We start from the raw sequence: 25441 nt of genomic DNA on the forward strand, positions 1-25441 counted from the left end.
CTACGGCTTCATCTACTACGCCTCGGTGCAGGACGTGCCCAAGGGGTCGAAGTACTTCCGCCCGAAGAACGCCACCGCCATGGAGGTCACCTCGAAGGGCGATCTCTATTTCCTGCTGGCGATGAAAGTGCCGCTCTACATCGCGCTCGGCGCGCTGGCCTGGCGGCTGAAGAATGTCGGCATCTTCAACCCGGCGACGCAATATGCGGTCTGGTTCGGGCTGGCGCTGCTCTATGTCTACGACGCAATGCTGGCGCTGCGCGCGAACCGCCGGGTCTTCACCGAGACCGTCCCCGAATTCCAGCGCTACCGCTTCAAGCAGGTGGCGATCCTCAACATCCTCTATTTCGCCACCTTCGGCTCCGAGCTGGCCGTGGTCTCGATGCTGCCCCTCTTCTTCACCGACACGTTCGGGCTCTCGCCGGTGGTCGCGGGCATGGTCGCCTCGGCCTATGCCTTCATGAACCTGATGTCGCGCCCCGGCGGCGGCATGATCTCGGACCGGTTCGGGCGCAAGCCGACGCTCTTGATCCTGACGGCCGGGCTGGCGGTGGGCTATGCCGCGATGGGGATCATCGGCGCCGCCTGGCCGGTCTGGCTGGCGGTGGTCGTGGCGATGGCCTGCTCCTTCTTCGTGCAGGCGGGCGAGGGCGCGGTCTTCGCCGTGGTGCCGCTGATCAAGCGCAGCCTGACCGGGCAGATCGCGGGCATGACCGGCGCCTACGGCAATGTCGGCGCGGTGATCTACCTGATCATCTACTCGGTGGTGGATGCCTCGACCTTCTTCTTCGTGATCGCGGGCACGGCCGTGCTGGGCTTCGTGGCGCTCCTCTTTCTCGAGGAACCCGAGGGCGAGATCGCGGAGATTGACGAGGACGGCAACGTCACCATGATCAATGTCAGCCGCACGCACTGAGCGCGGCCGAACGGACAGGCCGGCGCAGGTCCTCGCGCCTGCCGGGAAAGGCGGGGATGGCGGGACAGCGCGACCACACCACGGTTCCGGGACAGTTCCCGGCACAGGGGCTCCGGGCGGTGCTCGGCGGCTGGTCGGGCGCCGGGACCAAGCCGCGCAATGACGACGCGATCTCGGGGCGCATCCCGGAAACCGCCTACGAGATGCAGGTGAAGGGCGCCATCGCCTGCATCGCCGACGGGATCTCCACCGGGCGCAATTCCGACAAGGCGGCGCAGATCTCGGTGGTGCAATTCGCCCGCGACTATTTCTCGGCGCCGGAAAGCTGGCCGGTGCGCGACTGCGCCGGGCGCCTGCTGAATTCGCTGAACTCCTGGCTCCACGCCCAGAACCGCAGCGGATCGCCCGATGCGGAAGGGATGGTGACGACCTTCACCGCCGCCATCGCCCGCTCGACCACGCTGCATGTCGTCCATATCGGCGACACCCGCTGCGCCCGCCTGCGCGCCGGGCGGCTGGCGCCGCTGACCGAGGACCACTCGGCGCGCTTCATGGGCGGGTCCGAGGCGCTGACCCGCGCGCTCGGGGCCGAGCCCGACATCCGCGTCGACTATGCCCAGGAGGCAATGAAGGAGGGCGATCTCTATGTCCTGACCTCCGACGGGGTGCATGACACGCTGGGCGAGGCGGGCATGCGCGACCTTCTGGCGGAGCTGGCGCAGGAGAGCCGCGAGGATCTGGAGGCGGCGGCGCGCATCCTATGCCAGGCGGCTCTGCAGGCCGGGAGCGACGACAATGTCAGCTGCATGCTGCTGAAGATCCTCGCGCTGCCCTCGGAGACCCTGACCGAGGCGCATCGCCGCCTGACGGCGCAGGTCATTCCGCCCGCGATGAAGCCGGGCAACCGCATCGACGGCTGGGAGGTGCTGGAGGTGCTGCACGCCTCCACCCGCAGCAATGTCTATCTCGTGCGCCGCGCGGGCGAGGACGGCCGTTTCGTTCTGAAGGCGCCGTCGCAGAACTTCGCCGAAAACCTGCAGTACCTCGAAGGCTTCACGCTGGAGCAATGGGTCGGGCGGCGGATATCGAACAGCCAGGTGATGAAGATCCGCCCGCACGAGGACAGCCGGTTCCTCTACTACATCGCCGATTTCGTCGAGGGGCAGACGCTGCGCGGCTGGATGGCGGCGCATCCGCGTCCCGCCATTGCCGAGATCGTGCCGGTGCTCGCCTCGATGATCTCCGCCGTGCGCGTCTTTCACCGGCTCGGCATGGTGCATCGCGACCTGAAGCCCGAGAACGTCATCATCGCGGCGGACGGCACGGCGAAGATCATCGATTTCGGCTCGGTGCAGGTCTCGGGCTTCCGCGACCTGGAGCGCGGCGACAAGGAGGAGCTGCCCGAAGGGTCGCTGAACTACATCGCCCCCGAGGTGCTGACCGGCCGGGGGGCGCTGCCCTTGTCCGACCTCTTCTCCGTCGCCGCGATCACCTGGGAGATGCTGGCGGGCCAGGTGCCCTTCGACCTCGAGGAGCGCACGGCGCTGCCCTCGCAGCCGGCCGACTGGGCACCGGGGGATTTCGCCGCCCTGCGCCCGGACCTGCCGTCCGCGACCGGCGAGGTGCTGTCCCGCGCGCTCGCCTTCAGCCCGAAGGACCGCCCCGAGGTGATGTCGGAATTCCTGGGCGAGATGCGCAGGCTCCAGGGCAGGGCCGGGACGAAACCGGCCTTCGTCCCGCTCCTGCAGCGCGGCTCGCGGGATTTCTGGCGCAACTGGGCGATGGTTTCGACGGCCGTGGCGGCGGGTCTGGCGGCCGGGCTACTCGGCCGTCTCTTCTGACAGCGCGAGAAGCGCCGCGATCTCCGATTTGCAGGACCCGCAATTCGTCCCGGCCGAGCAATGCGCGCCGACCTCCTCGACGGTCCCGAGCCCGTTCTCGGCAATCGCCCGCTGGATGGTGTTGCGCCCGACCGCGAAACAGGAGCACAGCACCGGCCCGGGATCGGGCATGTCGCCCTTCGCCCGCCCGGCGATCGCCCAGGGCGCCTCGGTGCCCGGCAGCCCGGCGAGGAAGTCGCGCATCAGCGCCACCGGTTCGCGCGCGACGAAGAAGGCGGCTTTCAGGACAGGTCCGTCATGGAAGGCGAAGCTGTGGCGGCCCCGGCCCGGATCGGCCACGGATTGCAGCGCTGCCTCCGGCAGTCCGAACATGCCACGCAGCGCGGTTTCCCAGTCTTCCACCGGCGCCGTCCCGGCCAGTTCGGCGCGGAACCCGGCGGCGGTGCGTGCCAGCGCCCAGTAGTCGCCGAAGGGCCGGAACCCGGCATCGGAGACGGCAAAGCCGTACCAGGCCGCCTCGAAGCGGGCGAGCGCGACCGGCGAGGCCTTGCTTTCGGGCTGGCCCGAGACCGGATCGGTCACCGGCGCCACCAGCGCGTCGATCCGGCCCGAGGGCGCCGTCTCGCCGGTCCAGTGCATCGGCGCGAAGACCTCGCCGGGATTGACGCCGGAGGTGATCTTCACGCGCAGGATCGCCCGGCCCTGCGGGCTCGTCACCTCGACCAGATCGGCGGGGGCCAGCCCCTGCGCCGCGGCATCGGCCGGGTTCACCTCGAGGAACGGCTCGGCCAGATGCGCCGAGAGCCGCGGGCTCAGCGCGGTGCGGGTCATGGTGTGCCACTGGTCGCGGATCCGCCCCGTATTGAGCCGGAAGGGATGCCGGGCATCCGGCGCCGTTCCCGGCGCGCGCGGGTCCAGCGCCAGCATCCTTGCCCGCCCGCCGGGATGGAAGAACCGCCCCTCGCCGAAGAACCGCCCGCCGGTCTTCGCCGGGGAGACCGGCCAGCGGACCGGCGCGAGGTCGCGGTAGCCGTCCTCGTCCAGCTCCGCCAGGCCCGAGATGTCGAAATCCCGGCCGAACTGCCCGGCGATCCCCGAGAGCGCGGCGTATTCGCGGAAGATCTCCGCGGGCGAGGCGAAGTCGAAGCCGTCCTCCCAGCCCATCCGGCGGGCGACCTCGCAGAAGATCTGCCAGTCGGGCCGCGCCGCGCCGGGGGCGGGCAGGACCGCGCGCTGGCGGCTGATGGTGCGGTCGGAATTGGTGACGGTGCCCGATTTCTCCGCCCAGGCGGCCGCGGGTAGCAGGACATCGGCCAGCCGCGCCGTGTCGGTCTCCGCGGTGATGTCGCTGACCGCCACGAAGGGGCAGTCCGCGATCGCGTCGCGCACCCGGTCGGCATCGGGCAGCGTCACCGCCGGGTTGGAATGGATCACCCACAGCGCCTTGATCCGGCCGTCGGCGACCGCGCGGAACATGTCCACGGCCTTCAGCCCCGGCGCCTGCGCAATGACCGGCGAGGACCAGAAGCCCTGCACCGCATCGCGATGCGCTGCATCCTCGATATCGAGATGGCAGGCCAGCATGTTCGCCAGCCCGCCGACCTCGCGCCCGCCCATCGCATTGGGCTGGCCGGTCACCGAGAAGGGGCCCATGCCGGGCCGCCCGATCCGCCCGGTGGCGAGATGGCAGTTCAGGATCGCATTGACCTTGTCGGTCCCGGACGAGGACTGGTTGACCCCCTGGCTGTAGATCGTGACGACCTTCTCGCTCCCGATCCAGAGATCGAGGAAGGCGGCAATCTCGCCGTCGGAGAGCCCGGTGACCGACGGATCCGAGGCCCGTGCGGCCTCCATCGCGGCCGCCAGCCCCTCGACATGGCGGGCGGTGAAGGCCTCATCCACCGCCCCGCGCGCGCCGATCCCGGCGAGAAGCGCGTTGAACAGCGCCACGTCGGATCCCGATCTCAGTGCAAGATGCAGATCGGCGCCGTCGCAGCTTGCCGTGCGGCGCGGGTCGATGACGACCAGCTTCATCTCCGGCCGCGCCTTCCGGGCGGCAAGGATGCGCTGGTAGAGCACCGGATGGCACCAGGCGAGGTTGGACCCGGCGAGCACGATCAGGTCGGCCTCCTCGAGGTCCTCGTAGACGCCGGGAACCGTGTCGGTGCCGAAGGCGCGGCGGTGCCCGGCCACGGAGGATGCCATGCAGAGCCTTGAATTCGTGTCAATATTCCCGGTGCCGATATAGCCCTTCACCAGCTTGTTGGCGACGTAGTAGTCCTCGGTCAGCAGCTGGCCGGACACGTATAGGGCGACGCTGTCCGGCCCGTGCCGTGCGATCGTCTCGGAGAAGCGGCGCGCGACGAGGTCGAGCGCGCTGTCCCAGTCCGTGTCCTTTCCATCGACCCGCGGCGCCAGCAGGCGGGTGCCGGTGCCGACCGTCTCGCCGAGCGCCGAGCCCTTGGAGCAGAGCCGCCCCAGATTGGCCGGATGCGCCGGGTCGCCGCGGACAGCGACCCCGCCCGCGCCGTCCGGCGACAGCAGGACCCCGCAGCCGACCCCGCAATAGGGGCAGGTGGTGCGGGTCTCGACCGGGCCGGGCCGGGTCATCAGGCGGCGCTCCGGCCGGACAGCCTGGAGAGGTCGAGAAGGACGCGGCCCGCCTCGATCTTCGCCGGATAGGTCCGCGTCACCTCGCTATCCGCCCCCTGCGCCGCGCCGGTGGCGAAGTCGAAGATGCGGTTGTGCAGCGGGCAGGTCACCGATGTGCCATGGACGATGCCTTCGCTCAGCGGGCCGCCCTTGTGGGGGCAGGCGTCGTCCAGCGCGAAGACCTCGTCCGCGCCCGTCCGGAACACCGCGACGCAGCCCTTGCCGGTCCTGACCAGCCGCGCGCCGCGCGGGGGAATGTCGTCCAGCGCTCCGATATCGATCCAGCTCATTCCGCAGCCTCCCGGCTCATGTCCATGAGGGGGGAGGACCAGGATTTCCGCTCCTCCTCGGTAACCAGGGCCGCCCAGGGGTCGGTCTGGTAGACGCTTTGCGAGACGTCGAAGCGGGCGTTCAGCGCGCGGCGCTCGGCCGCGTCCGACAGGATCTCCTTCACCCAGCCAAGACCGACTTTCGCCACCCATTTATACGGGCGGTCCAGGTACTTGGCGTTCTCGCGGTAGAGCTGGATGAAGGCGGTCGACCACTCGATCGCCTCCTCTTCCGTGGCGACGTCGACCAGCCGCTCGGTCTCCTTGACGTCCATGCCCGCCGCGCCCGCGACGCCGATCTGGTAGCCCGAGTCCACGCAGACGATGCCGACATCCTTGCAGGTCGCCTCGGCGCAGTTCCTCGGGCAGCCCGAGACGGCGAGCTTCACCTTGTGCGGCGTCCAGCTGCCCCAGAGCCGCTTCTCCAGCTTGATCCCGAGCCCGGTCGAATCCTGCGTGCCGAAGCGGCACCAGTCGGAGCCGACGCAGGTCTTCACCGTCCTCAGACCCTTGGTATAGGCATGCCCCGAGACCATGCCGGCATCGTTCAGATCCTTCCAGATCGCGGGCAGATCCTCCTTCTTCACGCCCAGCAGGTCGATCCGCTGCCCGCCCGTCACCTTGACCGCGGCATCGTATTTCTTCGCCGCCGCGGCGATCGCCAGCAGCTCCTCGGGCGTGGTCATCCCGCCCCACATCCGCGGCATCACCGAATAGGTGCCGTCCTTCTGGATATTGGCGTGGTTCCTCTCGTTGACGAAGCGGCTCTGAGGGTCGTCGCGGTACTCGAGCGGCCAGTCGGCCAGCAGGTAGTAGTTGATGGCGGGGCGGCAGACATGGCAGCCGTCCTTCGTCGTCCAGCCCAGCTCCTGCCAGACGGCCGCCTGGGATTTCAGTTCGCGCGCCTTGATCAGCCGGCGCACATCCTCATGCGTCAGCTCGGTGCAGCCGCAGACCGGCTTTGCGCCCCCGGCCTCGAAGGCCGCGCCCAGCGTGACCGCCAGCACCTGTTCCACGAGGCCCGTGCAGGTCCCGCAGGAGGCCGAGGCCTTGGTCTGGGCCTTGACCGTTTCCAGCGTCTGCGCGCCGCCATTGATCGCCGTGACGATGGTTCCCTTGCAGACGCCGTTGCAGCCGCAGATCTCCGCCTCAGGCGGCAATGCTGCAACGGCTGCCAGAGGGTCCGCGGAGGGCCCTCCGCCGCCCTGGAAGGCCGGTCCGAAGATCAGCGTCTCGCGCATCTCCGAGATGTCCGTGCCGTCCTTGATCAGGCCGAAGAACCAGTTCGCATCCGCCGTGTCGCCATACATGACCGCGCCGAGCAGCCGGTCCGCCTCGATCACCAGCCGCTTGTAGATGCCGCGGGCCGGGTCGCGGAAGACGATGTCCTCGCGCCCCTCGCCCTCGGCAAAATCCCCCGCCGAGAAGAGGTCGCAGCCGGTCACTTTCAGCTTGGTCGAAAGCTCGCGCATCACGAAGGCGTCCTCCTCGCCCAGGAGCGTCTTCGCGAGCACCCTGGCCTGGTCGTAGAGCGGCGCGACAAGGCCGAAGAGATTGCCCTCGAACTCCACGCATTCGCCGACCGCGAAGATATCCGGGTCCGAGGTCCGCATCTGCGCATCGACCGTGATCGCGCGCCCGGCGGCAAGCCCGGCGGCCATGCCGAGCCCGGCGCGCGGCCGGATCCCGGCGGACATGACCACGAGGCTGGCGGCGATCTCGGTCCCGTCGCCCAGCACGACCTTCTCGACCTTGCCGTCGCCGTCGATCCGCTCTGTCCCGGCGCGGGTGATGACCTTGATGCCGCGCCGCGCCAGGTCCTTCTCCAGCAGGTAGCCCGCGGCTTCGTCGAGCTGGCGGTTCATCAGATGGCCGGAATTGTGCAGAACCGTCACCTCCATCCCGCGCAGCCGGAGCGCCGCAGCGGCCTCGAGGCCGAGGAGCCCGCCGCCGATCACCACGGCGGTCGCGCCGGGGGTGGCGGCCGCCGCGATCATCGCGCCGGTATCCTCCATGTCGCGGAAGCCGATGACGCCGGGCAGGTCATGGCCGGGCAGGGGCACGATGAACGGCGCGGCGCCGGTGGCGATGACGAGCTTGTCATAGGGCACCTCGCCGTTCTCGCCGGTCACGACCTTGCGCGCGGGGTCGATCGCGGTGACGCGTTCGCCGAAGCGGGTGGCGACGCCGTGGCGCGCGTACCAGTCCGCGTCATGGGTGACGATCTCTTCCGCGGATTTCTCGCCCGAAAGAACCGGCGACAGCATGATCCGGTTGTAGTTTCCCCGCGGCTCGGCGTTGAACAGGGTTACGTCGAAAGCGCCGGGAGCAGCATCGAACAGGTGCTCCAGCACCCGTCCCGAGGCCATGCCTGCGCCGATGACGACGAGCTTTTCCATGGCTTGATCCTTTCCAGAAGCGTCAGGTTCACAGATACCAGGCGACGACATGGGCCAGCTCGCCGCCATGATAGACCGGCAGCGCGACCATCGAGCCGTAGCCCGCGGGCAGGCCCGGCCCGGTCGAGATGAAGGGCAGGCCGGTGCCCAGCACCTGGCCCACCGGCCCGCGCCAGGCAGCGGCCCGCGGCGCGTCGAAATCGGGGTTCCGGCCGCTCCAGAGCGGCCCCTCGACCTCGCAGAGCCCGTCGACCAGGAGCGCCTCCTTCGCGGGGCCGACCGTGGTGGCCCGGGCATCCCAGATCTCGAAGCGCCGCGCGATCGGCGTGCCCTCGGCAGAGATCAGCGTGAACACGTAGGTAGAGTCCGTCGGGCTCGGCAGGGGAATGCCGATGCCGGTGGAGAGGCCCGCGCGCCCGGCCGCATCGGCGCGCAGGAAGGCATAGCCCTTGCCCAGGTCGCGCATCAGGATCGGCACGCCCGCCGCCCAGACCCCGCCCGGCAGCCCCTGGCCATAGGAGAACGTCGTGTGCTGCGACACGAACTCGAATTCCTGCGCCGCGCCGTAGAAGCCGTCATTCAGCACGAGGACGCCGCCCTTGTCCTCCCAGACCTCGATCGCGCCCATGTGCTCGGCGTCTTCGCTGCACAGCACGACGAGGACGGCCTTCAGCGTGTCTCCGTCGAAGACCGGGATCGCGACGGCGGCCGTCAGACCGGCCTCCGCGGCGGCCTCGGCGCGGAGGAAATACGAGCCGTCGAAGCGTTTCAGGACGACGGGGCGGCCCTCGGCCCAGGCCTTGCCCGGCAGTCCCTCGCCCTTGGCGAAACTCGTCCGGACGGAGCTTTCGGCGAAACCGTCCTTCCCGGCATAGTTGCCGCCCGCATGTATCAGCACATCGCCGTCCGGGACCCAAATCTCGGTCACCTGCACGAATGTCGGTGCTTCCCTGGTCATCAGCATGATCTTGTTCCTGCCCCTGGCCTGTCGCTCGGAATGCATTCCGCCCCGTCTTAGCGCGCGCCGGAGAAGGCGCGACGGCAGGGCCTGCCACGGCGAAATGGTCCGCCTCGGAAATCAGTTAAGCACCGCTCATGTTTCCGCGGAAGGAAATCGACGGCGAGCGGAGAAGATGCTGCGCCTGCGCATAAAAACCATGCAAGTGCCGCATTTTCTGAACTTCGGCTCCGGCGGGACCCTGCGCAGAATCGGGACGCAGGCCGGAACGCCCGGACGCTCCCGCCATCAGATGATTTCCAGCCCTGCGATGGCGTGGACGCCTGGCCGCGGGACCGGACGTTCACCGGGTCCTGCCCCGAAAACGTCAGGCGAACGAGCGTCGCCGCATGCCCCCTTGCCAGCCCGTTCCGGCCGCGTGCCATGGCCCGGCTGGCAGGGCGCGGGTCCGGAGAACTCGAAGGGCGGCGGTAAAGTGCGCTGACATCCGCGGATGCAGCCGGTTGCGGCCATCGGGGCCGCATCCGGGCCGTAGAGAAGATGGCGGGCTGCAAGGGAGCGCGGTTCGGCAGTTGCCCGTGCCGGTCCCGCCATCCGGTGCCGTGCCGCCAGGACGGCGGACCGGGCCCATGCCGGAACTGTCTAACCGGCCGGTTTTGAGGTATCCTCGGCCCGGCAACCGATCTCGGACAGGGAGGCGCAGAGTTTTCCCGATGGCGTATTTCAATCTAGGCGCGTTTGGCCGTCCCCTGGAAAACACCTCGGCCGAAGCGCAGATCTGGTTCGACCGGGGACTGGTCTGGCAATACGGCTTCAACCACGAGGAAGCGATCGCCTGCTACGAGCGGGTGCTGGCGCTCGAGCCGTCGCATGTGATGGCGCGGTGGGGGATCGCCCATTGCCTTGGCCCGAACTACAACAAGCTCTGGGAATTCTTCGAGGCGGAGGAGAAAGCCGCCGCGCTGGAGCGGGCGCACCGCCTTCTGGCCGAGGCGACCGCCCTGCCGGCCCGCGATGTGGAGCGCGCCCTGGCCGTTGCGCTGGCCGCGCGCTTTCCCGACGATCCCGGGATCGAAGACTACGGCCCCTGGAACGACGGCTTTGCCGAGGCGATGCGTCCGGTCTACCAGCGGTTTCCGGACGATCTCGACGTGACTGCCGTATTCGTCGAAGCGCTGATGAACCGCACGCCCTGGGCGCTGTGGGATACGTCCCTGGGGCAGCCGGCAAAGGGGGCGTCGACGGAAGAGGCGCGGGCGGCGCTGGAGCGGGCTTTCGCCCATCATCCCGACGCGTGGCGCCATCCGGGACTGCTGCATTTCTACATCCACCTGATGGAGATGTCGCCGACCCCCGAAAAGGCGCTGCCGCATGGCGACCGGCTCGTGGGGCTGGTGCCCGATTCCGGGCATCTGGTGCATATGGCGAGCCATATCGACGTGCTCTGCGGGGACTACCACAACGTCGTGGCGCGCAACCGCGAGGCGGCGCGTGTCGACCGCGCCTATTTCGATCATGCCGGGGGACAGAATTTCTATACCGTCTACCGGATCCACAACCTGCACTTCCAGATCTACGGCGCAATGTTCCTCGGCCGCCCGTCGGATGCCTTCGAGGGCGCCCGGGCGCTTGCCGGCACATTGCCCGAGCCGGTGGTCCGCTACCTGCCGGAATTGTTCGAAGCCTTCGTCCCGATGCGGCTGCACGTCCTCATCCGCTTCGGCCGCTGGTCGTGCATCCTGGAAGAGCCGTTCCCCGGGGATGCCGGGCTCTACTCCTTCAGCACGGCCCTGCTGCACTATGCGCGCACGGTGGCCCTGGCCAATCTCGGGCGGCTTGCCGAGGCAGCGGAGAGCGCCCGGGTCTTTGCCCGGGCCCGCGACGCCGTCCAGCCGGAGCGGATGATGTTCAACAACCCCTGCAGCGAGGTGCTGAAGGTCGCCGAGGCGATGATGCTGGGCGAGCTCGACTACAAGTCGGGGCGTGTCGATGACGGGCTCGGGCACCTGCGCCGGGCGGTCGCCCTCGACGATGGCCTGCTTTACGACGAGCCCTGGGGCTGGATGCAGCCCACCCGCCACGCCCTGGGCGCGCTCCTGATGGATGCGGGACGGTTCGACGAGGCCGAAGCGGTCTATCGCGCCGATCTGGGCCTCGACGACACGCTGCCGCGGCCCTGCCGGCATCCGCGCAATGTCTGGAGCCTGCACGGACTGTCGGAATGCCTGTCGCGGCGCGGCGAAACGGTGGAGCTTGTCCATGTCCGCCAGCAACTGGATCAGGCGGCGGCCCGCGCGGAAGTGCCGATCACGGCCTCCTGCGCCTGCCGGTCCGTCACGACGTGCCACCCGGCGTGAGGCGAAGGACCGGCCTGGCAGCCAGAGGTCCGGATGTTGCCGGGACTGGGCGCCCCCGCCTGCCACCCGCCGCGGAAGGCAGCGTGGCTGGTCCGGCCTGACGGTTGGACGGCCGGCGCGGCACGGTCCGGTCTGGACCCGAAGCAGGTCGGTGCCGCACGTAGGCGTCGCGACGTGCGGCGCCCCGGCCGTTCATTCCGGATTCAGCGAAGCGGTCGCAGCTGTGGCATGGCTGTTCCAGGCAGCCCGCCCCGGCCCGTGCCGTCGTAACGGCCCGCGGACTGTGTCTCGGTACGAGTTCCGATCAGATGCGATCCATGCCTTTCGCAGCCAGCCAGGGAGGAAGACCGGGATCAACGGATTCCGCTGGGCGGTGCCCGGCCTGTGCGTTCGGCCTGTGCGCTCTGCCGTGGAGCAAGCCCGCAGCGCAGCCGCTGAACAACGCGCCCTTCGCCGAGCAATGGAGCCCCGGCGAATGGGGCCCCGGGGACATGGCAGGCGCGGTCAACCGGACGACGCCCGCCTCCGTTCTAGCGGCGGTCGGGCTGGTCCGGCAGGGCAAGGTCGCGACGCTGGACAAGGTCTGCCAGCGCGACGCCCCGGTCTTCGGCGACCGCGGCTGGCGGATGACCATCCCGGGCCTGCCGACAGGAGGACCCTTCGGCACGGATCATCCGGTCTATAGCGACGAGTATCTTGCCGTGGAGATCGGCCAGATCGGCGCCCGGTTCGACGGGCCGGGCGAAATCGGGACGCTCACGCCGCAGGGCATGTTCTTCTGCAACGGCCGGATGCTCGACCGGGACCCCGCCATCGGCGCCTGCGGCCTCGGCCCGCTGGGCGTGGAGCATGTCGCCGAGAAGGGCTTCGTCTGCCGGGGCGTGCTGCTCGACGCGGTCGCCTATCGCGGTGGCCGGCTGCCCGTGCCGCCGGTCCGTTCCCTGCGCGGCGGAGCCGGATGGCCGGGGCAGAGACCGCCCGCAGCACGCGTCCCGCCGTCTTGCCGCAGCGCTGCGGGGCATCCTGCGCTTGGCCTCAACTTGGGTTGAGGCCGGACAAGGGCGACGGCCTGCCGAAGGCAGGTGCCCCGGCGGCTCCGGGGCTGTTGTGGAGCCCGCGCGACCGTCCCCCTGGCGCCCGGCTCCGATCGGGACGGAGGTGACGCAAGACATGCAAGAGACCACGAAGACCGCACTTGCCAGCGGCGCCAACCGCGGCATCGACGAAGCTGTGGCCAGGGCGCCGACGGAAGAGGGCATTCACGTGCTGATGGGCTGCCGGGACCTGGCAAAGGGCCAAGCTGCCTCCGCGCCGCTCGTGGCCCAGGGGCTGGCGGTGACGCCGGTGCAGCTCGACGTGACCGGCGCCGCCAGCGTCGCGGCACTGGCGGCGGAAATCAGCGGCACGCGGGGTCGTCTCGACATCCTGGTCGACAATGCCGGGGGTCGGGCCGGACTACCTGCCCGGGCTCGCGCCGGTCGAGAAGATGGAGCAGACGCTGGCGATCAATGTCACCGGGGGGCTGCGCCTGACCGAGGCGATGCTGCCGCCCTTGGCCGTCGCGCCGCATCCGCGCATCGTCAACGTGTCGTCGGAGCTGGCAAGCTTCGGCCTGCGCCACGATCCGGACTGGGAACATGCCGACAAGATCCTGCCGACCTACGCGGCGACCAAGGCGGCGGTGAACGCGCTGACCGTCAGCTATGCGGCTGCGCTGGCGGAGCAGGGGGTCAAGGTCAACACGATCTGCCCTGGCTTCACCGCGACCGAGGCGACGGGATTCGTGCCGGACCGCACGCCCGAGCAGGCGGCGGTGATCGTGGTCAAGATGGCGCTGATCGGCAGCTTCTCCAACGATGCCGGCACGCTGCCCTGGTAAGCGCTCTTGAGCCCGGCTCATGACGGAGATGCATCTGCGGCCATTCTGCGGGTACATCGCCGGGAGCAGCTTTGGCACGCGAGATTTACCGCCGGGCCCGTCCGGGCCCGGTCCCCTCCCGAGGAGGACCGAAGATGAAAGACACCTGCGATATCGCCGTTCTGGTCGGCTCGCTGCGCAAGGGCGCCTATAGCGGCATGCTGGCCGATGCGCTGATCCGGCTGTCGCCCGCGAACATGACCTTCCGCAAGGTGGAGATCGGCCACCTGCCGCTCTACAACCCTGATCTCGACGGCGGCGAGGCCTGGGCGGCGTTCCGCGACGAGATCCGCGATGCCGACGGCGTGCTGTTCTCCTCGCCGGAATACAACCGCTCGGTCCCGGCGGCGATCAAGAACGCGCTCGACGTGGGCTCTCGGCCGATGGGCTCGAGCGTCTGGAAGGGCAAGCCCTATGGTCGCGACCTGCTCGCCGGGCGGGGTCGGCGGCTTCGGCGCGAACCACCATCTGCGCCAGCCCATGGTCTTCCTCGACATGCCGGTGATGCAGCAGCCCGAGGCATATGTCGGCGGCGTCAAGAACCTCTTCGCCGAGGATGGCTCGATCACCTCGGAGGCCACCGAGGGCTTCCTGAAATCTGCAGCGGAAAGCTTCGCCGCCTGGGTCGCGAAATTCGCCTGACCTGGTACGGAAAAGCGCCCCCGCCGTCCGTTCTCCGGCAGCGGGGGCGCGGGCCTTCAGCCGGCGCTCAGGTCATGGCCCGAAAGCGGCAGGGTGCGGAACCGCCGTCCGGTCAGGGCGGCGGCGGCATTGGCCACCGCCGGGCCGACGCCCGGCAGGCCGGGCTCGCCGATCCCGCCCATCGGCGCGCCGCTTTCGACGATGGCGACATGCACCTCGGGCATCTGGTCCGGGCGCAGGATGTCGTAGCTGTCGAAGTTCCGCGCGGCCGGCGCGCCATCCTCGTAGATGTATTCCTCGACCAGCGTCTGCGACAGGCCGAGCGCCACGGCGGACTGCACCTGCGCCTCGATGATGGCCGGGTTGACGATGCTGCCCGGATCGATCGCCACCCAGACGCGGTGCACGCGGATCTCGCCGCCATCGACCGAGATCTCGGCGATGGTCGCGACCTCCGAGCCGAAGGGCGAGGCCATCGCCACGCCGCGGGCGCGGGTGCTGCCGTCTTCGGCCTGGTAGGGCCCGCGCTGCCAGCCGCCCGAGAGCTTCCCGACCTCCGAGAGCAGCGTGACATGCCGCGGCGAGCCCGCGACCAGCGCCTGGCGCATCTCGAACGGGTCGCGCCCGGCGGCTTCGGCCAGCTCGTCGAGGAAGCCCTCGTAGAAGAAGTCGTGCATCGAATGCCCGACGGAGCGCCAGTAGCCGATCACCGCGGGATTGTCCGCGTAGACATGGCCGATCCGGCGGTTGGGGATCGCGTAGGGCTTGCCCGTGAGCCCCTCATGCGCCGAGCCGTCCTCGCCGGCGGGGGCGTTGTACCAGCGCCCTGTCGGGCCCTCGCCCAGCACTTCCGCGGACAGCGCCAGCGACCCGTCCGCCATGACGGCGCCGCGGAAGCGGGCCGTGCCGAGCGGGCGCACCGCGTCGCGCAGGAACTCCTCCTCGCGGGTCCAGACCAGCTTCACCGGGCGGCCGGTGGCCTTGGCGAGCTGGATCGCCTGCGGGAAGGGGTTCGCCGTGCGGTAGAGGAAATGCCGCCCGAAGAAGCCGCCCAGCATCTGCGAATGGATCGTCACCTGCGAGGGGTCGATCCCGGCGGTCTCGGCCGCGGCGGCAAGGAACATCTCGGGCGCCTGGTTCGGCAGCCAGAGATCCAGCGTGCCGTCTGCGTTGAAGCGCGCGGTGGCGGAGGGCGGCTCCAGCTGGCCATGGGCCAGGAAGGGCGCGCCGTAGACCGCCTCGATCACCGTCCCGGCGCCCGCCAGCGCGGCCCCGGCATCGCCTTCGGCCTCGACTTCCAGCCCCGGGCCGTCCTGCGCCAGCAGGGATGCGCGGTAGCCGTCGCTGGAGAAATCGGCCGGCAGCGGCCATTCGGCCCCGGTCTCCTGCCACTCCACCTCTGCCGCCTCGACGGCGCGGCGGGCCTGCCAGAACCGGTCCGCCACAACGGCCACGGCGCCGTCGAGCAGATGCACGGAATGGACGCCGCGCATCGCCTCGATCTCGGCAAGATTGGTCACGGAGGCCGGTCCCAGCCCCAGCCGCGGCGCGTGCTGGACGGCGGCCGAGAGCATGCCCTCGACCTCGACATCGATCGCGTAGGCGGCCTGTCCGGTCGACTTCCCGCGGATGTCGAGCCGCTTCAGCCCGGCGCGGATCCAGCGGAAATCCGCAGGGTCGCGCAGCGCGACATCGGCGGGAACGGCAAGCTCCATCGCCGCTTCGGAAAGATCGCCATAGCCGGTCTCGCGGCCCGAGGCGGCGTGCACGACCAGGCCCGGCTTCGTCGTCAGTTCAGACGCGGGCACGCCCAGCCTTGCGGCGGCGGCCTCGATCAGCATCGCGCGGCCCGAGGCGCCGAGGCGCCGCATCAGCTCGTAGCTCGAGCGCACCGAGGAGCTGCCGCCGGTGAAGCGGAAGCCGCCCATCACGTCATAGGGCGCGCCCGGCGGGGCGGGGACGACCTCGAACTGCGCGGGGTCGAGGTCCAGCTCCTCGCCGACGATCTGGGTCAGCGCGGTATAGATGCCCTGGCCGCCCTCGATGAAGGGGCTCTGCAGCACGGCGGTGCCGTCGGGGCGGATGGCAAGGAACAGCGGCACGGGCGGTCCGGCCTCGGCGGCGGCCTCCTGGGCGCGCGCGGGACGCAGCGGCAGGGCGGTGGCCAGCACCAGCCCCGCGGTGCCGGAAAGGAAGCCGCGGCGCGACAGGTTCAGCGGGCGGGATCCGGGAAAGCTCATCTCGGTCACGGATCAGGCCTCCGAGGCGGCGCGCACGGCGGCGCGGATCTTGTTGTAGGTGCCGCAGCGGCAGAGGTTCACCATGGCGACGTCGATATCCTCGTCGCTCGGCGCAGGCGTCCCGGCCAGCAGCGCCGTCGCCGCCAGCACCTGGCCCGACTGGCAGTAGCCGCATTGCGGCACCTGGTGCTCGACCCAGGCCTCGACGACCTTGCGGCCGGTCTCGGTGTCCTCGACGGTCTCGATCGTCTTGATCTCGGTGCCCTCGACCATCTCGGCGGGGGTGATGCAGGACCGCGTCGGCTGGCCGTCGACCAGCACGGTGCAGGCGCCGCATTGCGCGATGCCGCAGCCGTATTTCGTGCCGGTCAGGCCCAGCTCCTCGCGGATCACCCAGAGAAGCGGCGTATCCGGCTCGACATCGACATCGCGGAGTGTTCCGTTGACCTTGAGTTGCACTGGCGTCTCCTGGAATTGCGTTCAGCAGTATCTGGGATGGTTTGGCAACGGATCTGGGCATGGCCGTGCCCGGGGGGAAGGCGCCGCCTGCTCATGGCAGCGATGAATCCTGCTCATCATTGCCCGGCCGCCACCGGTCCGCGCCCGAGCAGCAGCATTGCCGCGATCCCGGCCAGGGTGAAGCCCGAACTTGCCAGCACCGCCCGGTGCCAGCCGTCGAAGACATGGCCGGCGCCGTTTCCGGCCAGAAGGAGCGAGATCAGCGCGATGCCGATGGCAGAGCCGAGATAGCGCGCGGTGTTGTTGGCGGCCGAGCCCATCGCGGCGCTTTCGGGCGGGACGCTTTCCACTGCGGCATGGCCGAGCGCGGCATTGAGGATGCCATTGGCGATCCCGGCAGCGACCAGCCCCGGCAGCACCGCGATCCAGCCGGTGCCCTCTGCGGGCAGCAGCATCAGGAGCTGCGCGCCGAGGCAGCCGGCCAGTCCCAGCACCGCCCGGTCGCGCGCGTCCAGCATCTCGGGCAGGAGCCTTGCCCCAAGCGCCGAGACCACGGTCAGCCCGGACCAGGCGATCAGCACGAGCGCGGAGGAGAGCGGCGCCAGCCCGGTGCCGCGCACCAGCACGGTCGGCACCATCGACATCAGCGCCAGCACCCCCGCGCCGGAGGCGAAAGCGGCCAGGGTCGCGCCGGAGAAGTCGCGGCGGCGGAACAGGTCGAGCCGCAGGATCGGGTTGGGGATGCGGGTCTCGAACGCCAGGAAGGCGGCGGTCAGCACCGCGCCGGCCGCGGCGAGGACGCCGGCCGTGCCGCCGCCGGCGCGCAGCTCGGTCAGGGCCGAGAGCAGGCAGCCGAGCCCGGCCATCAGCAGGAGGCTGCCGGGCAGGTCGACGCGGCTGCCCCGCGGCGCGCTTTCCGGCAGGCGCGCCGAGAGGACGGCCAGCGCCGCGGCGCCGGCGCCGAGCAGCCAGTGGATCGCCTGCCAGCCGCCCGCCTCCATCGCGGCAGAGGCCAGGACCGGCCCGGTCGCGACCCCCGCGCCGAGCCCCGCGGCCCAGATCGCGGCGGCGCGGCGGCGCTCTGCGCCGGCATAGACCTGTCCGAGCAGGCCGAGCCCGCAGGCCATGATCCCCGCGCTGCCCAGCCCCTGCGCGATGCGGGCCAGGATCAGGGTGGTCCCGGTCGGGGCGAGCGCCGCCGCGGCCGAGGCCAGCACCGTCAGCCAGAGCCCGGCGGTGAAGGTGGCGCGGCGGCCATGGGTGTCGCCGAGCGCTCCGGCGCTCAGCAGCCCGGCCGCGCAGCCCAGCGGCATGGCGCTCATCACCCAGGCCTGCTGCGCGGCCGTCAGGCCGAGGCTGGCGGTCATGGCCTCCAGCGTGGTCAGCGGGGCGGTGAAGACGATGAGCGCCAGGGCGGTGGCGAGGGTGACGAGGATCAAGGGGGCCTGCGGCGTTCCGGTGGATCGCGTGGCGTCGGGCGGGGTCATGGTCGGTCCTTGGCGGCTGGAGGGCGGTGGCGGAGACGCCTCCGGGGAAAGCTGGCTCCGCCGGGGCGGAAGCGAGCGTCGTTGAGCGGGCGGCTGCGAAGAGCCGGTGTCATGGATGCGGGCGGCCGTTCTGCCGGCGTCGCGCGCCAGGCACATGCCTGCCGGAAACTACCCGGGCAGGCTCCTGACCGGTCGGGGCCGGGGCCGTCCGGCAGCGGCGCCCCGGTATCGCCGCTGGCGCTGCTCTTCCTGGACATGCGGCGGGCGCATCCCGGGAGGCGCGCCCGTTGCCGGCCCGCGCTGCACCGCCGGACGGCGGCGAGGACGGTCCCGCCGGAGCGGCGGTCCTTCCGCGGCCCGCGCCCCGGTCCCCGCGACGGCGGCGCGCCGGGCGAAGCGGTCTTCTCCATGCGGTCACGGAGATCCGCCCGGGTGCAGCCCTCGATCGCCGGCAGCTCCCGCGGCCGGGGCGGGGCGTCGAAGGGGTTCTCGGGGAAGTCGCGCACCCGCAGGACCGGCCGCCCGGCCGGGCTCGCCGCGCAGGGCAAGGGCCATCCGGGACGGCGCGGAGGGTGCGGCGACCTGCGTGGCCGGTCGCGGATGGACGGCACCGCACAACCGGACTGGCCGCCGCATCCCGGTCATTTGGCGCGCCAAGGTCCCGGCATCGCACCGGCGCTGTCCGGCCCGCGCCCGGAACGCCGCCCTCCTGCCGGCATCGCAGAGGCTGTCGCCGGAGCCCCTCTTCATCCTCCGACCGAGGTCGTGCATCGGCACGGTGGCCGCGCGGGTGGATCCTGGCGGGCGGGAGCGCGATGCTGGCCGAGCGGCAGAGGCCGATGGCGCCGGTCCGGTAGCGGTCGGCGACGGGCCGGGTGCCGGGAAACCGGCCGCGGCCAGGACGTCGGCGAGCATCTGCCTGCCCACGGTGGCGCCTTTGCAAGCCGCATCGAAGGCCGGCGCGGCGGAGCCCCGGTGCACGAGGACGCCGGCACAGAGGGCGGGGCGCTGCTCCTTGGCGCCGCCATGGGGCGCGCCGGCGATCAGCGCCGCGTGCTGCCGCAGGGCGGGCGGATTGAGACCGGCTGCGCCGCGGGGGCCGCGGAGGGCCGGCCTGCGGGCGGCACCGGGCGGAAGACCGCAGATATGGCCGTGCTCGGGCATGGGGCCTGTCCTTTCGCTCCCGGTTCGGGTCAGTCGGCCAGCGCGATGCGGACGCGCAGCGGCCCGTCCCCCAGCAGGGCGTCGATCGGGCCGTCGAAACGGCCGAGCTTCAGCAGGCCGGCGGAGGAGGAGAAGTCCCGGTAGAAGATCGCCAGGTTGCTCCAGGGCCGGTACTGGGTGATGTCGCCGGCCTTCGGCGCATAGGCGCGGGGCGCGCCGCGATTGTCGAGCTGGCGGCCCAGATCGGCCACTTTCTCGGTGCCGTGGTAGTCCTCCAGCACGAGATCGAGCGGCAGCATCGAGGCGAAGTCGCGCGCCGGCGGGCTGTCCTCGAGCCTGGCGTCCAGAACCGTGTCGCCCACGGTCACGGTGATGCGGGTCATGTCCCGGTCCCTTTCCTGTTCTGCGGCGGCGGGCCCTGCGAGCAGCAGGGCAAGCGCCAGTGTCCTTGCGGTCGTGCCGATCATGCGCCGCCCTCCGTTTCCGGCGAAGATCTATGGCACCGGCGTGCCGGGATAATCGGCGGCAGATTGCATCCGGCCATGAGCGTGGCTCATCAATCCTGCGGGACCCGTCCGGCCGCCCTGGATCCATGAGCTGTCTTCATCACCGTCTCCCGGCGCGGTGCCATTATCCCGGGCGCGTCCCGGGCCATATCAGAGCCAGGCCCCGAGGCCGCCTCAATCCCGAAGGAGACGACCCCATGACACGCATCGCCGCAATCCTCGCGCTGACCCTCGCCGCCCCGGCTGCATTCGCGCAGTCGATGGAAATCACCCGCGCCGGGGACCGCGCCGGGCAGATCGGCGCCGCGGAGACCTTCACCGGCACCGCCTATGTCGCCCCGGTCTTCGGCCCGGACATGGCCGGGGTCAGCGCGGGCGAGGTGACCTTCCTGCCCGGCGCGCGCTCGGCCTGGCACACCCATCCGGCGGGGCAGAAGCTGATCGTGACCGCAGGCACCGGCTGGGTGCAGGAACGCGGCCAGCCGAAGCAGGTGATGCAGGCCGGCGACGTGGTCTGGTGCCCGCCGGAGGTCGAGCACTGGCACGGCGCGACCGACGCCACCCCGGTCACGCATTTCGCGATCCAGGCGACAGTCGACGGGTCTGCCGTGAACTGGGGCGAGCATGTCTCCGACGCGGAGTACCATGGCGAATAGGCCCGGCCGCGGGACCGCGCGGCTGCGGCTTCCGGCCGGGCCCGCGCCCGGCTGCGGGGCGGGGGCCCGGCCGGATAGTCATTGGCATTGATGAGCCTTCCGCATATATCCCGGGGAGACCGACATTGATCCTGGACCATCAGATCAGGGCCTCCCTCATGCTGCGCGAGAACATCAGCGACCTCATCGCCCTTGCCGCCGTCGCGGAGGAGCGCAGCTTCACCCGCGCCGCCGCGCGGCTGAATGTGTCGCAATCGGCGCTGAGCCACACGATCAAGGGGCTCGAGGCGCGGCTGGGGCTGCGGCTGCTGACCCGGACGACGCGCTCGGTGGCGCCGACGCTCGAGGGCGAGGACCTGCTGGCGACGCTGAACCCGTGCTTCGAGAAGATCGAGGCGCGGCTGCAGGCGCTGAACGACGCGCGCGACCAGCCGACCGGCACGGTGCGGATCGTGGCGGTGGAATACGCGATCGAGTCCCTCCTCTGGCCGAAGCTCTCGCCGGTGCTGAAGGCGCATCCGGCGGTCAATGTCGAGCTGGTGATGGATTACGGCTATACCGACCTGGCCTCGTCGCAATGCGATGCCGGGGTGCGCTATGGCGAGCAGGTCAGCGAGGGGATGATCTCGATGCGGATCGGCCCGGACGAGCGGATGATCTGCGTGGGCGCGCCGGAGTATTTCGCGGAAGCGGGCACGCCGGAGACGCCGCATGATCTTGGCGGGCACCGCTGCATCAACCTGCGGCTCTCGACCCATGGGGCGCTCTATGCCTGGGAATTCGAGGACGCCGAGGGCAGCGAGATCCGCGTGCGCGTCCAGGGCCAGGCCTGCTTCAACACGATCAACCCGGTGATGCGCGCGGCGGTCGACGGGCACGGGCTGGCGCTGGTCCCCGAGCGGCTGGCGGAGGCGCATCTGGCCTCCGGGGCGCTGGCGACCTGCCTCGACGCGTTCTGCCCGCGCTTCCCGGGCTTCCACCTCTACTATCCCAGCCGCCAGCGGCCCTCCTCGGCCTTCCAGGTCGTGCTCGACGCCCTGCGCACCCGCGGCTGACGGCCCGGGCCCGACCCGGCTGCCGTCTGCGCGCCGCCCCGGGCTCCGCCGGATCGGGCCATCCTGCCTGCCTGCCCGCATGCAGGGGGGCGGCCGTTGCAGGGCGCGCTTTGCGGCATTGGGGGCAGGGGCGAGGGCAGGGCCGGGGAATCGGGACTGGCCGACATTCATGGGCCCGGCTCATGAACGGGGTGAATATTGCGGCGATTATCTGGAGGCCGCCGCGGGGCTAGATCAAGGTCACACGGCGCGGACCGGCCAGGCGGGCCAGGTCCGCCGGACAGAGCGGCCCCGCGGGGCCCCGGAGCGAAAGGCAAGACAATGATGCTGAAAGAGACCCTCACCCTTTCCAAAGGCGTCGAGATGCCGAAACTGGCGCTCGGCACCTGGATGATCGACGACGACAAGGTCGCGGAGGCCGTGAAGGCCGCCGTGAAGATCGGCTACCGCCATATCGACACCGCCCAGGCCTATGGCAACGAGCGCGGCGTCGGCCAGGGCATCCGCGACTGCGGCGTGGCGCGCGGCCAGCTCTTCGTGCAGACCAAGCTGGCTGCCGAGATCAAGGATCTCGACGGCGCCCGGGCTGCCATCGACGGCTCGCTCGAGACGCTGGGGCTCGACTATATCGACCTGATGGTCATCCACAGCCCGAAGCCCTGGATGGAATTCTCCGGCGAGGACCGGTTCTTCGAAGGCAATCTCGCCGCCTGGACGGCGCTGGAGGAGGCCATGGAGGCGGGCAAGATCCGCGCCATCGGCGTGTCGAATTTCGACGAGGCGGATCTGGCGAACCTGATCGACAACGCCCGCGTCAAGCCGATGATCAACCAGGTGCTGGCGCATATCGCAAACACGCCCTTCGCGCTGATCGACTACTGCAAGGCGAACGGCATCGCGGTCGAGGCCTATTCGCCGATCGCCCATGGCAAGATCCTCGATCATCCGGGGATCGCGGAGATGGCGGCGAAATACGGCGTGAGCGTGCCGCAGCTCTGCATCCGCTACGTTCTGGAGCTGGGCCTCGCGGCGCTGCCGAAGACCGCGAACCCGGCGCACATGGCGTCGAATGCCGAGGTGGATTTCGAGATCTCCGCCGAGGACATGGCAGCGCTGAAGGCGATCGAGACGATCAGCGACTACGGCGACGCCAGCGTCTTCCCGGTCTACCAGAAGGTCTGACGCCCGTCCTCGCCGAGGAAAAAGCGCCCGGTGCAGCGATGCGCCGGGCGTTTGCGTCTGCGCCGCAGGCGATGGCGCAGCTGCCGGAGGGACGGGGTGTTCCGGCGCGGGGGCGGAAGGCCGGTCCGGGCATCCCGGCCTGTATCCGCGCCGCCGGTCCTGGCTGCGATCCCGGCACGGCGGCCCGCAGGCCCGGGACCGGCGACCGGGCACGTGTCGGCGCCGTCGGTGCCGGGAGCTGATCTTCCGTCCGATCCATCCCGGTCCCGGAGCCGGGACGGGCGGTGGAAGAACACGGTTGCGCCGGTGGCGGCGGCGCGGTCCCTTTCGTCGGCGACTCGGCGACTCGGCGACTCGGCGACTCGGCGACTCGGCGACTCGGCGACTCGGCGACTCGGCGACTCGGCGACTCGGCGACTCGGCGACCCGGCGTCGAAGGCCATGGTGGCCGCAGGCGCGCTGCGGGCTGCCGGTCGGGGAGTTGTGCCGCTTCTCCGTTGCCACATGCGAGTGGCGGGGCGGGGACCAGCGGGACCATGCGCGCGCAGGGTGCAGCCCGCCGGTCGCCCGGGTCTGGACGGAGACCGGACGGGGCAGGGATGGCCGACTGCGGCGCTAGCCGAAAGAACCGGACATGGGGATTGCGGGCGTCATCGGGGCAGGGGCCGGAGGGCAGGTCAGGGCTGCGGCGCGGTCCCTGGCGGGAGGCCGGGAAAAGCGGCCCGGCGCCGGATGGCGGGGAATGCCGCGGCCTCCGGCGAGCACCGGGCCGGGCGCGGACGCCGCGACGGGACAGCGCCCGAAGGCGCGCCGCGCTCAGCCAGTGACGACCCGGTGGCGGAGCCAGACGGTGCCGCAGGGGAGGAGCTCGGCCGAGATGGCCTCGAGAGCAGTGGGCGTCGTGGCGGCGTCGCGGTCGTAGATTGCGGGAACGCCCCGCTGGCCGTCGAGCACCGGCCAGATGAGCGTGCTGGTCTCGTCCACCAGCCCGGCGGCGACGAAGGCGCCGTTGAGCGTGCCGCCCCCCTCGAGCAGCAGCCGGCGGACGCCGAAGGCCGCCCCGATCCGTGCGAGCGCACCTGCGACGGCGTTGCCGTCGGGACCTGCAAGGACCACGGACACCCCGCGTGCGGCGATCTCCGAGACATGCGCTTCGCTGACGCGCTCCGACATCACGATCACGAGGTGGTCGCCGTCGAGATCGCCGCTCTCGGGGCGCAGGCGGCCGCTGCGGTCGAAGCCGATGGCAAGCCTGCGTCCGCGCCGGTCGGCGATGCGGTCCCGCGCCTGCGCGGCCGGGCCGCCGGCCGCGGGCTCCCCCGTCGGCACGTAGTGTTCCATCGTGCGCCGCCCGGCGATCCAGCCTTCGGCGCCAAGGCGCTCGGCGGCGCCGTCATAGGTCTCTAGCAGCGCCGCCTCGGAGGCGGGCCAGCGGTCGGCCAGCAGCCGTCCGTCGAGCGAGGCGATCATGTGGCAGACGATCTGGGGGCGGGTCATGCAAGGGCCTCCGGGTGCGGGTGCGCCGGGCTCCGGCGGAGCCAGGGAAAAGCGGGGCCCGCCTCCGCTGCCGGAGGCGGGCCGCGCCGGTTCTTGCCGCGCTGGCGCGCGGGATCAGCCGTTGTAGTCCGCGTCGGCGACCTTCTCCATCCAGGTGACGGCGCTGCCGTCGATGCTTTCCTGGATGGCGATATGGCTCATCGCGGTCTCTGCCGAGGCGCCGTGCCAGTGCTTCTCGCCGGCCGGGAACCAGACGGTATCGCCGGCGGACACCTCCTCGACAGGGCCGCCCTCGCGCTGCACCCGGCCGCGGCCGAAGGTGATGACGATGGTCTGGCCCGCCGGGTGGGTGTGCCAGGCGGTGCGGGCGCCCGGCTCGAAGGTGACATGCGCGCCCGAGACGCGGCCGGGCTCTTCGGCGGCGAACATCGGGTCGACGCGCACGGTGCCGGTGAACCAGTCGGCCGGGCCCTTCGCGGAGGGGTTGCTGCCGGAACGGGTGATTTTCATGGAACTCTCCTTCGTGTCGCGCATCAGCGCAGCTTGGTGAAACGGTAGGTCCAGGCCGGGCCGCCCGGCTGGACATAGGCCAGCTCGACGGTGGCGAGGGCAAAGGGCTCGACGAAGCGGGCATTGCGCATCCCGCCGGTCTCCTGCGGCTCGAAGCCGACATCGCGGGCGAGGGCGAAGGCGGTGGACTTCGCCGCCGCATCGTCGCCGTAGATCATCACATGCGGCGGGTCCGCGCGGCCCTTGCCCTCGAAGACCGGGAAGAAGCTTTCCGAGGGCGTGGTCGAGAAGGCCGAGACCCAGCGGGCCCGCGGGCGCAGCCGCGCCAGCTCCTCGGCCCCCGAGGAGGTCGTGCCGATCACCAGCTGGCTGTCGCTGCCATCGAGCGGCAGGGTGCAGCTGACGACGGTCCTGCCCGCGAGGTCTCCGGCCTGCTCCAGGACGTCCGGCACCCGCGGCCAGGGCACCGCCAGCAGCAGCGCATCGGCCTCCGCGACCGCCTCGGCCACGCTGCCCGCGCGCCCGCCGCAGGCCGCGGCCAGCCGCTCCAGCTTGGCGCCGGAGCGGGCATAGGCAAAGGTCACCTCATGGCCGCAGCGCGCCCAGATCGTGCCGAGCTTGCCGCCCATCAGTCCGCTTCCCAGGATGCCGATCTTCATCGCGCCGCTTCCTC

General features: G+C 70.8%; 19 protein-coding genes and 2 pseudogenes. 10 read left to right on the forward strand and 11 right to left on the reverse strand.

Going from position 1 to position 25441, the window contains the following annotated elements:
• Positions 1-916, forward strand: a 916-nt coding sequence (locus FGX59_RS14730; protein WP_138467591.1) for an MFS transporter, incomplete at its 5' end; no start/stop codon positions are given.
• Between the two features lie 56 nt (positions 917-972).
• Positions 973-2757 carry a bifunctional protein-serine/threonine kinase/phosphatase gene (locus tag FGX59_RS14735; RefSeq protein WP_138467593.1) on the forward strand — a complete coding sequence of 595 codons (1785 nt, stop codon included), beginning with the start codon at positions 973-975 and terminating at the stop codon, positions 2755-2757.
• Here the strand turns inward: FGX59_RS14735 and FGX59_RS14740 are convergent.
• Genes FGX59_RS14740 through FGX59_RS14755 form a run of 4 tightly spaced genes read right to left on the reverse strand, consistent with a single transcriptional unit; the run spans position 2737 to position 9101 of the window.
• Positions 2737-5367: a nitrate reductase gene (locus tag FGX59_RS14740; protein ID WP_138467595.1), complete on the reverse strand. Its 2631-nt coding sequence runs from the start codon at positions 5365-5367 to the stop codon at positions 2737-2739. The genes FGX59_RS14735 and FGX59_RS14740 overlap by 21 nt on opposite strands.
• The gene (gene nirD / locus FGX59_RS14745) at positions 5367-5699 is read right to left on the reverse strand and encodes a nitrite reductase small subunit NirD (RefSeq protein WP_138467597.1); all 333 of its coding nucleotides are present in this window, start codon (positions 5697-5699) and stop codon (positions 5367-5369) included. Before nirD ends, FGX59_RS14740 begins: the two co-directional genes overlap by 1 nt.
• Positions 5696-8137: a nitrite reductase large subunit NirB gene (nirB, locus tag FGX59_RS14750; protein WP_138467599.1), complete on the reverse strand. Its 2442-nt coding sequence runs from the start codon at positions 8135-8137 to the stop codon at positions 5696-5698. Before nirB ends, nirD begins: the two co-directional genes overlap by 4 nt.
• A 28-nt stretch (positions 8138-8165) precedes the next feature.
• The gene (locus tag FGX59_RS14755) at positions 8166-9101 is read right to left on the reverse strand and encodes a GAF domain-containing protein (protein ID WP_138467601.1); all 936 of its coding nucleotides are present in this window, start codon (positions 9099-9101) and stop codon (positions 8166-8168) included.
• 707 nt (positions 9102-9808) lie between these two features.
• On the opposite strand from FGX59_RS14755, the gene FGX59_RS14760 reads away from it, so the two are divergent.
• From FGX59_RS14760 to FGX59_RS39660, 5 genes and pseudogenes are all read left to right on the forward strand, one after another.
• The gene (locus FGX59_RS14760; RefSeq protein WP_138467602.1) at positions 9809-11452 is read left to right on the forward strand and encodes a tetratricopeptide repeat protein; all 1644 of its coding nucleotides are present in this window, start codon (positions 9809-9811) and stop codon (positions 11450-11452) included.
• 491 nt (positions 11453-11943) lie between these two features.
• Complete coding sequence (locus tag FGX59_RS14765) at positions 11944-12501, forward strand: hypothetical protein (protein WP_206078361.1); 558 nt, start codon at positions 11944-11946, stop codon at positions 12499-12501.
• 121 nt (positions 12502-12622) lie between these two features.
• A pseudogene (locus tag FGX59_RS39655) lies at positions 12623-12844 on the forward strand (short-chain dehydrogenase); the annotation flags it as partial.
• Positions 12845-12887: 43 nt separating this feature from the next.
• On the forward strand, positions 12888-13331 hold the full coding sequence (locus tag FGX59_RS38700) for an SDR family NAD(P)-dependent oxidoreductase (protein WP_240722462.1): 444 nt from the start codon (positions 12888-12890) through the stop codon (positions 13329-13331).
• A 134-nt stretch (positions 13332-13465) separates the two neighbouring features.
• Positions 13466-14012, forward strand: a pseudogene (locus FGX59_RS39660) (NADPH-dependent FMN reductase).
• Between the two features lie 56 nt (positions 14013-14068).
• Here the strand turns inward: FGX59_RS39660 and FGX59_RS14780 are convergent.
• The 4 genes from FGX59_RS14780 to FGX59_RS14795 all read right to left on the reverse strand — a co-directional run bounded on the left by FGX59_RS14780 (position 14069) and on the right by FGX59_RS14795 (position 19829).
• Positions 14069-16252: a xanthine dehydrogenase family protein molybdopterin-binding subunit gene (locus tag FGX59_RS14780; RefSeq protein WP_138467786.1), complete on the reverse strand. Its 2184-nt coding sequence runs from the start codon at positions 16250-16252 to the stop codon at positions 14069-14071.
• A gap of 12 nt (positions 16253-16264) precedes the next feature.
• The gene (locus FGX59_RS14785; protein ID WP_138467604.1) at positions 16265-16711 is read right to left on the reverse strand and encodes a (2Fe-2S)-binding protein; all 447 of its coding nucleotides are present in this window, start codon (positions 16709-16711) and stop codon (positions 16265-16267) included.
• A 116-nt stretch (positions 16712-16827) separates the two neighbouring features.
• Positions 16828-18198, reverse strand: a complete 1371-nt coding sequence (locus FGX59_RS14790) for an MFS transporter (protein WP_171060650.1) — start codon at positions 18196-18198, stop codon at positions 16828-16830.
• Positions 18199-19391: 1193 nt separating this feature from the next.
• Entirely contained in the window at positions 19392-19829 is a 438-nt protein-coding gene (locus FGX59_RS14795; RefSeq protein WP_240722466.1) for a cyclophilin-like fold protein, read from the reverse strand.
• 236 nt (positions 19830-20065) lie between these two features.
• On the opposite strand from FGX59_RS14795, the gene FGX59_RS14800 reads away from it, so the two are divergent.
• The 3 genes from FGX59_RS14800 to FGX59_RS14810 all read left to right on the forward strand — a co-directional run bounded on the left by FGX59_RS14800 (position 20066) and on the right by FGX59_RS14810 (position 22761).
• A complete protein-coding gene (locus tag FGX59_RS14800) occupies positions 20066-20524 on the forward strand; it encodes a cupin domain-containing protein (RefSeq protein ID WP_138467607.1) in 459 nt (152 codons plus the stop codon).
• A 125-nt stretch (positions 20525-20649) separates the two neighbouring features.
• A complete protein-coding gene (locus tag FGX59_RS14805) occupies positions 20650-21579 on the forward strand; it encodes a LysR family transcriptional regulator (protein ID WP_370296025.1) in 930 nt (309 codons plus the stop codon).
• Positions 21580-21903: 324 nt separating this feature from the next.
• Positions 21904-22761: an aldo/keto reductase gene (locus tag FGX59_RS14810; protein WP_240722468.1), complete on the forward strand. Its 858-nt coding sequence runs from the start codon at positions 21904-21906 to the stop codon at positions 22759-22761.
• Positions 22762-23577: 816 nt separating this feature from the next.
• Here FGX59_RS14810 and FGX59_RS14820 read toward each other — a convergent pair.
• The 3 genes from FGX59_RS14820 to FGX59_RS14830 form a co-directional block, all read right to left on the reverse strand.
• Positions 23578-24258 carry a dihydrofolate reductase family protein gene (locus FGX59_RS14820; RefSeq protein WP_138467613.1) on the reverse strand — a complete coding sequence of 227 codons (681 nt, stop codon included), beginning with the start codon at positions 24256-24258 and terminating at the stop codon, positions 23578-23580.
• Between the two features lie 114 nt (positions 24259-24372).
• Positions 24373-24768 carry a cupin domain-containing protein gene (locus tag FGX59_RS14825; RefSeq protein WP_138467615.1) on the reverse strand — a complete coding sequence of 132 codons (396 nt, stop codon included), beginning with the start codon at positions 24766-24768 and terminating at the stop codon, positions 24373-24375.
• A 23-nt stretch (positions 24769-24791) separates the two neighbouring features.
• Positions 24792-25427 carry an NADPH-dependent F420 reductase gene (locus FGX59_RS14830; protein ID WP_138467617.1) on the reverse strand — a complete coding sequence of 212 codons (636 nt, stop codon included), beginning with the start codon at positions 25425-25427 and terminating at the stop codon, positions 24792-24794.
• Positions 25428-25441 lie beyond the last annotated feature (14 nt).

This window comes from Poseidonocella sp. HB161398, assembly GCF_005870025.1.
GTDB lineage: Bacteria > Pseudomonadota > Alphaproteobacteria > Rhodobacterales > Rhodobacteraceae > Mangrovicoccus.